This is a genomic window from uncultured Actinomyces sp. (assembly GCF_963526355.1).
Lineage (GTDB): Bacteria > Actinomycetota > Actinomycetes > Actinomycetales > Actinomycetaceae > Actinomyces.
Genome location: NZ_CAUROW010000007.1, coordinates 66,906 through 73,293, shown reverse-complemented (window position 1 = coordinate 73,293; position 6,388 = coordinate 66,906). Strand labels below are relative to the sequence as shown.

At 69.1% G+C, this 6,388-nt stretch carries 5 protein-coding genes; all 5 read right to left on the bottom strand.

Annotated elements, in window-relative coordinates:
• Positions 1-320: 320 nt before the first annotated feature.
• Positions 321-1,505: an acetate kinase gene (locus RWR81_RS03620; protein ID WP_314454518.1), complete on the bottom strand. Its 1,185-nt coding sequence runs from the start codon at positions 1,503-1,505 to the stop codon at positions 321-323.
• A 125-nt stretch (positions 1,506-1,630) separates the two neighbouring features.
• Positions 1,631-3,685 carry a phosphate acetyltransferase gene (gene pta / locus RWR81_RS03615; RefSeq protein ID WP_314454515.1) on the bottom strand — a complete coding sequence of 685 codons (2,055 nt, stop codon included), beginning with the start codon at positions 3,683-3,685 and terminating at the stop codon, positions 1,631-1,633.
• A 160-nt stretch (positions 3,686-3,845) separates the two neighbouring features.
• Positions 3,846-4,880 carry a PepSY-associated TM helix domain-containing protein gene (locus RWR81_RS03610; protein ID WP_314454512.1) on the bottom strand — a complete coding sequence of 345 codons (1,035 nt, stop codon included), beginning with the start codon at positions 4,878-4,880 and terminating at the stop codon, positions 3,846-3,848.
• Positions 4,881-4,901: 21 nt separating this feature from the next.
• Positions 4,902-5,282 (bottom strand): hypothetical protein, encoded by a 381-nt coding sequence (locus RWR81_RS03605; RefSeq protein WP_314454507.1) that lies wholly within the window; start codon positions 5,280-5,282, stop codon positions 4,902-4,904.
• A 161-nt stretch (positions 5,283-5,443) separates the two neighbouring features.
• Positions 5,444-6,271: a sulfite exporter TauE/SafE family protein gene (locus tag RWR81_RS03600; protein ID WP_314454503.1), complete on the bottom strand. Its 828-nt coding sequence runs from the start codon at positions 6,269-6,271 to the stop codon at positions 5,444-5,446.
• Between the last annotated feature and the right edge of the window lie 117 nt (positions 6,272-6,388).

Here is a 6,388-nt window from a genome sequence, read left to right as displayed (position 1 = left end):
GTGCCGGGGCACGCCCGGCCGCGGCCGCCGGCCCACGGGTCGGCACGGCGTAGTTGATCGTCGGCGGCTCGGAACGGGTCATCATCGATGGTGTGGGCGCCCTGTGGGCGCCCATCGGTGCAGTCATTGCTGCAGTCATGGGTGCTGTGCTCATGACTCCATGTAAGCCTGCGGGACGGGGCGGGCGCTTCGCCGTCGGCCCGGCTGTCCCCCTCGGGGGACGGACGTGATGCCGCCACCGTCCCCCGAGGGGGACAGGTGCGGCACCACGCGTGATGCCCCGGTGCGGCGCAGCCCGACGACGAGTGCTCCCGGGCCCCTCAGATGAGGGTGAGCGCCTGGCGGGCGATGGCGAGCTCCTCGTTGGTGGGCACCACGAGCACCGTGACCCTCGAGTCCGGGGTGGAGATGACGCGCGGCTCGTCGGAACGGGTCGTGTTGAGCTCGGCGTCGATCTCCACGCCCATGAAGGCCAGGCGCTCGCACATCTCGCGGCGCAGGTTGGCGTCGTTCTCCCCGATGCCGGCGGTGAAGGTCAGTGCGTCCAGGCCTCCCATGACGGCGGTGTAGGCGCCCACGTACTTCACGAGGCGGTGCAGGTAGATGTTCATGGCCTCGCGGGCCTCCTGCTCGCCGGCGCCGATGCGCTTCCACACCTCGCGCATGTCGTTGTCACCGGCCAGGCCCTTCATGCCCGAGCCGCGGTTGAACAGTTGGTCGATCTCCTCGATCGACATACCGGCCACGCGTGCCAGGTGGAAGACGGCGGCCGGGTCGATGTCGCCGGTGCGCCCGCCCATGACCAGGCCCTCCAACGGGGTCAGGCCCATGGAGGTGTCCACGGCGTGGCCGGACACGACCGCCGAGGCCGAGGCCCCGTTGCCCAGGTGCAGGACGACCTGCTTGAGGTCGTCGCGTCCCAGGAGCTCGGAGACGGCCCCGGAGACGAACTGGTGGCTGGTGCCGTGAGCCCCGTAGCGGCGGATGGAGTAGGTGTCGGCGACCTCGCGGTCCAGGGCGTAGCGGGCGGCCTCTTCGGGAAGGTCCTGGAAGAAGGCGGTGTCGAAGACGGCCACGTGCGGCACGTCGGACAGGAGGCGGCGCCCCACCTCGATGCCCTTGAGGTGGGCGGGGTTGTGCAGTGGGCCCAGCGGCACGAGCTGCTCGATACGGGCCACGACGTCGTCGTCGATGAGGGCCGGGCCGGAGAAGTAGCGCCCGCCCTGGACGACCCGGTGGCCCACGGCCACGATGTGGGCGTCGGCCAGCGAGGGGCCCTGATCCTCGAACAGGCGCAGCACCTCGGACAGGCCGAAGCCGTGGTCGGGGACCGGCTCGGTGATCTCGGTGCGCTCCTGGCCGTGCTTGTGCGTGATGGCGCCGGTCTCCTCGCCGATGCGCTCCACCAGGCCGGATGCGAGCGAGGCCCCCGAGTCGGGGTCGACCAGCTGGTACTTGATGGAGGAGGAGCCGGAGTTGATAACGAGGACGGTGCGCTGAGTCACGGGGTGCCTTTCAAGAACGGTCGGGGACGAACGCGGGGATGACTGGATGACTGGATGACTGGTGAGGATCCTGGGTGAGCCTCAGCGGTGCGGGGCCGCGCCCCGGCCCCGCACCGCTGAAGGGCTCAGCCCTGGGCCTGGACGGCGGTGATGGCGACGGTGTTGATGATGTCCTCCACCAGGGCGCCGCGCGAGAGGTCGTTGACCGGCTTGTTGAGGCCCTGGAGGACCGGGCCGATGGCGATGGCGCCCGAGGAGCGCTGGACCGCCTTGTAACCGATGTTGCCGCTGGACAGGTCCGGGAAGATGAAGACATTGGCCCGCCCCGCCACGAGCGAGTCGGGGGCCTTCTTGGCGGCCACGGTCGGGTCGATGGCGGCGTCGTACTGGATGGGGCCCTCGACGGCGAGGTCTGGCTCCTTGGCCCGCACCAGCTCGGTGGCCTCGCGGACCTTGTCGACGTCCGCGCCCTTGCCGGAGGTCCCGGTGGAGAAGGACAGCATCGCCACGCGCGGTTCGACACCGAACTGACGGGCGGTGGCGGCCGAGGAGATGGCGATATCGGCCAGCTCGGCGGCGTTGGGCTCGGGGTTGACGGCGCAGTCGCCGTAGACGAGCACCCGGTCCTGCAGGAGCATGAGGAAAACCGAGGAGACGATCGAGGTCCCCGGCCTGGTCTTGATGATCTGGAAGGAGGGGACGATCGTGTGGGCGGTGGTGTGGGCGGCGCCCGAGACCATGCCGTCGGCGTCTCCCATGTGGACCATCATCGTGCCGAAGTAGGACACGTCCTGGACCTTCTCGCGGGCCTGCTCCAGGGTGACGCCCTTCTTGGCGCGCAGGCGGGCGAACTCCTCGGCGTACTTCTCCAGCAGCTCGGGGTCGTTGGTGGCGATGACCCGGGCGGCGGCGATGTCCAGGCCCAGCTCAGTGGCGCGGGCGCGCACGATGGTCTCATCGCCCAGCAGCACCAGGTCGGCGATGCCGCGGCGCAGGATGGCGTCAGCGGCCCGCAGGACCCGGTCGTCGTCGGGCTCGGGCAGGACGATCGTCCTGCGGTCGGCGCGCGAGCGCTCCACCAGCTCGGCTTGGAACATGATGGGGGTGACGACCTCGGAGGGCTCGACCTCCAGGGCGGACAGGAGGGCGTCGACGTCGGCCTCCTGCTCGAAGGTGGTCACGGCCACGTCGATCTTGCGTTCGGAGCCGTGGGCGAGCAGGCCCTGCAGTGAGCCGGCTGCCGAGGCCGCGGTGAAGGTGTCCATCGGGGAGGTGATGACGGGGATATTGACGTTCAGGCCCTCCAGGAGGCGCAGCGCGTGGGGCGCCACTTCGAAGCCGCCATTGAGGATCAGGCCGGACAGGATCGGAAAACTGGAGGAGGCCTGAGCCGCCATGAGTGAGATGAGCATGGCGGAGCGGTCGGCCGGCACGATGGCGATCTGTCCGGCGGTCAGACGCTCCAGGACGTGGGATACGTCCATGGCGCACACGAGGACGGACTCGGCCTCGCGGTCCAGGAGGGTCTCGTCACCGGCGATGAGCGTGCCCTCGACGGCGTCCAGCACCTCGTGCACCGCTGGGGCGGCCAGGAGAGGCACCTCGGGCAGTGTGGTGGAGGTGATGCCCTCGACGGCCGCCAGGGCCTCGCTGATGGACCGGCGGGTATCGGGGTGGCACTTGTTGGCCACGACCGCGACGGTGCGGGCGTGGTTGTCGGCGATCTCGGCCATGGAGACCTCCACGGAGCCGACGACGTCCTCCACATCGTGCTGACCGGAGACCACCAGCAGGACCGGCACGCCGATGTTGGCTGCGACCCGGGCATTGAGGGCCAGCTCGGGGTTGCCGGCGACGTCGGTGAAGTCCGAGCCGTCAATGATGACGACGTCGTGCTCGCGGGCCAGGGCCCGGTAGGCGTCGACGATACGGGCCAGGGCCTCCTCGGGGTCGGCGTGGAACTCGTCCCAGGTCGCGCCGACGCACTGCTCGGCGGGCGTGGTGGAGCCGGCACGGCTCAGCAGGAGGGCGAGGAAGGCGTCGCCCTCACGGCTCTCCACGAAGGGACGGAAGACGCCGACCTTGGCGACCACCTTGGTCAGGCAGGAGACCAGTCCGAGGGCCACCGTTGACTTTCCGGTTCCGGCGTTGGGTGAGGCGATGTAGATGCTGCGCGCCACGTTGGGTCCTTCTCGCGTTGTCTTGGAGTCAGGGGCGCCGGCTCATTCCGGTGCCGTACGGGTCCGATTGTGCCCCTACCCTTGGGGTGTCTGCGACCAAAGGCCCGGTCTCAGTCCGTCTTGTGATGTGGGACCGGGCACATGCAAAGGGTGTCCGGGCCTACCCGGCCCGAGCGCTCGGCTCATGGGGAGGCGCGGATGGGACTATGGTCCGCCCAGTGCCGGGGTCGACGCTCACCACGACGCTGCCGAGGACCCGGCCACAGGAACCCGGTGGTCCCTGGGAGAGCCAGACCGTGTAGGCCGACGACGAGTCATCCGGCTCGGGGAGGAACAGGGCGACCGGTTTGCCGGGACGCGTCTCCTGAGCCGCGGCGACGGCGCGGCGTGGACCGATGTCCTGGTCCCCGTCCTGCCCCGGACTGGTGCTGGCCTGTGCGGCCATCGTCTCGGTTCCCGCCGCGGTGGTCAGGGATGCCTGCCGGACGGAGCGGAGGTCGAGGGCGTAGTACCCCCACAGGAACAGCAGGGGCAGCACGACCAGTCCGGCCGCCTTGAACAGGTCGGTGTCCCTCGACAGGCGCCTGGTGCGCCGGCCGGTGGGCAAGGGGGCGCGTGGGTAGCGTTGCAGCGGCCACCACACTCTCAATCCGCTGACGGTGAGGATCAGCAGGACCATGCCCGCGGTTCCGACGACGAGGCCGCCGATGGTCATACCACCGCGCTCCCGCGTCCAACGGGTGTGAGGGATCTCCTGGGACATCCAACGGATGTGACTGGGGCATGTCAGGAGACAGTGGTGAAGGTTGTCCAGGGTGGTGAGCCAGGACGGTGGAGCCGCGATCCTGCCGATCTCGCCTCCGGTGGAGGGGTCGATCGTGTAGGTCGACTGCCCGGTCCTGACTTCGATGACGTCGTCGGTCCGGGTGGCGGAGGAAACGGCCTCGCCCGGGTGGCGGCTCTTGATCGTCGCGATGGCTTGGGGCAGTGAGATCCGCTCGGGGCCTGCGCTGCGGGAGTAGGCGGCCGGGTTGAGTGAGCGCATGATCTCTCCCCGGTGTGTCACGGCTGCGTCGCTGAGGGTGACGGTCACCAGGATCAGTCCGATCGCGACCGACAGCCACCGGTGGACGAGTGCCAGCGTCCGTGAGATACGAGAGGGGGGAGCGGGGAGGAAGGTGGTCGAGGACTGCATGGCTGGGCTGTGTGAATGGGCTTAGAACCCGGCGGGGGCCAACAGGGCCATCAGGGTGCACAGGCAGGTCAGCGCCGCGATGAGGGCGTAGGCACAACGGCCGCGGTGGCGTCGCGTCCACAATGAGTGGGCGCCGCTGAGGCAGGCAGCGGTGCCCGCCACCTGGGTGACCAGGGCGGCTCCGATGGTCAGTGGGCCCAGGGCGCCCGCTGCGGGGGCCAGGGCGTAGACGATGACGCATCTGAGTCCTGAGGCCCATAGCCCCAGCTTGACGGCGAGGATGTCGGCGCCGTCCAGGGCGGCTACAACCGGGAGCGCTTCAGGGTGAGGGCCGTTGTCAGCGTCACCGGTGCCTTCGTCTGATGACACATCAACATAATAAAAACCAGCAGCACTCTTCATACTGATAAATATGGTAATGGTCAGGATAAATTGCGTCAACGCTTTAGTGTGAGGCGGTGACGTGATGTCACGCAGGTGATTCTGTGCGAGAGTCTCCCCGGCCCGAGTGTGCTCCAGGAACCGGAGAAATAAGACGTCGCCTGCTGAGGGCGGTCCTGGAGCTATCGCAGCAGGGGCAGTGCGGAAAGGACGGTCAGCACGATGATGATCGGTTCGAAGACCCGCTGGTCCATGTGCTCGGCTAGCCGGCGGCCGGCCAGGGCCGAGATGGTGACGACCGGAGCGGTGATCGCGGTCAGTGGCAGCGTGGTGGCGTTGATCAGGCCGGCTGACAGCGAGAACGGCAGCTTGACGAGGTTGACCAGGAAGAAGAACCAGGCCGTCGTCCCCAGGAATGCCTTGACCGGGTAATGGCAGGCCAGGAAGTACATGGAGGTCACCGGGCCGCCGGCGTTGGCGGTCATCGTGGTGAAGCCGGCCAGGCTTCCGTAGGCCAGGCGGGCGAGGCCGCTGCCGGCTGTGTGGGTGGCGGGTGCTCCGGACGCCCCGCCCGTTCTCAGTGCCGGGGCGGGTGAGGGCGGTGCCTGGGCGGCCGGAGTGCCGTCGGGCCCACTCCAGCCGGCCGTGCGTCGCTGGAGGAGGGTGATGACGACCAGGAGCAGCAGCACGACGCCGATGAGGCGCCGGGTGGAGTCGTTGGAGGCCAGGTGCAGGAACAGGGCGCCGGCGCCGACTCCTGCCAGGACCGCCGGGACGAGCCTGCGCAGCATGTGGAAGTCGGCGTCGTGGCGGTAGCTCCACACGGCCAGCAGGTCACCGGTCATGAGCATGAGCAGGATGGCGCCGGTGGACTCCTTGGCCGGCAGGACCGCGGTGCACAGTGCCACGGCGATGGTGGCCGCCCCGGGCAGGGCGGTCTTGGCGATACCGCACAGGGCCGCGACGACCATGAGCAGGATCCAGGTGTTTGCGGTCAAGGTGGGGGGCACGAGCCTGCCTCGCAGCGTTGAGAAGGATGTGAAGGGTCGAGATTTGTCAGGACGTTTGCTCAGCCTAGCGGGTGGGTGCCGACGGCAAGGACCGGGTGGGGCGGGTTCCTTGCCGTC

Excerpts from the sequence above, each read along its gene's own strand:
- RWR81_RS03605 (WP_314454507.1), bottom strand. The coding sequence starts at position 5,282 with ATGAAGAGTGCTGCTGGTTTTTATTATGTTGATGTGTCATCAGACGAA.
- RWR81_RS03610 (WP_314454512.1), bottom strand. The coding sequence starts at position 4,880 with ATGCAGTCCTCGACCACCTTCCTCCCCGCTCCCCCCTCTCGTATCTCA.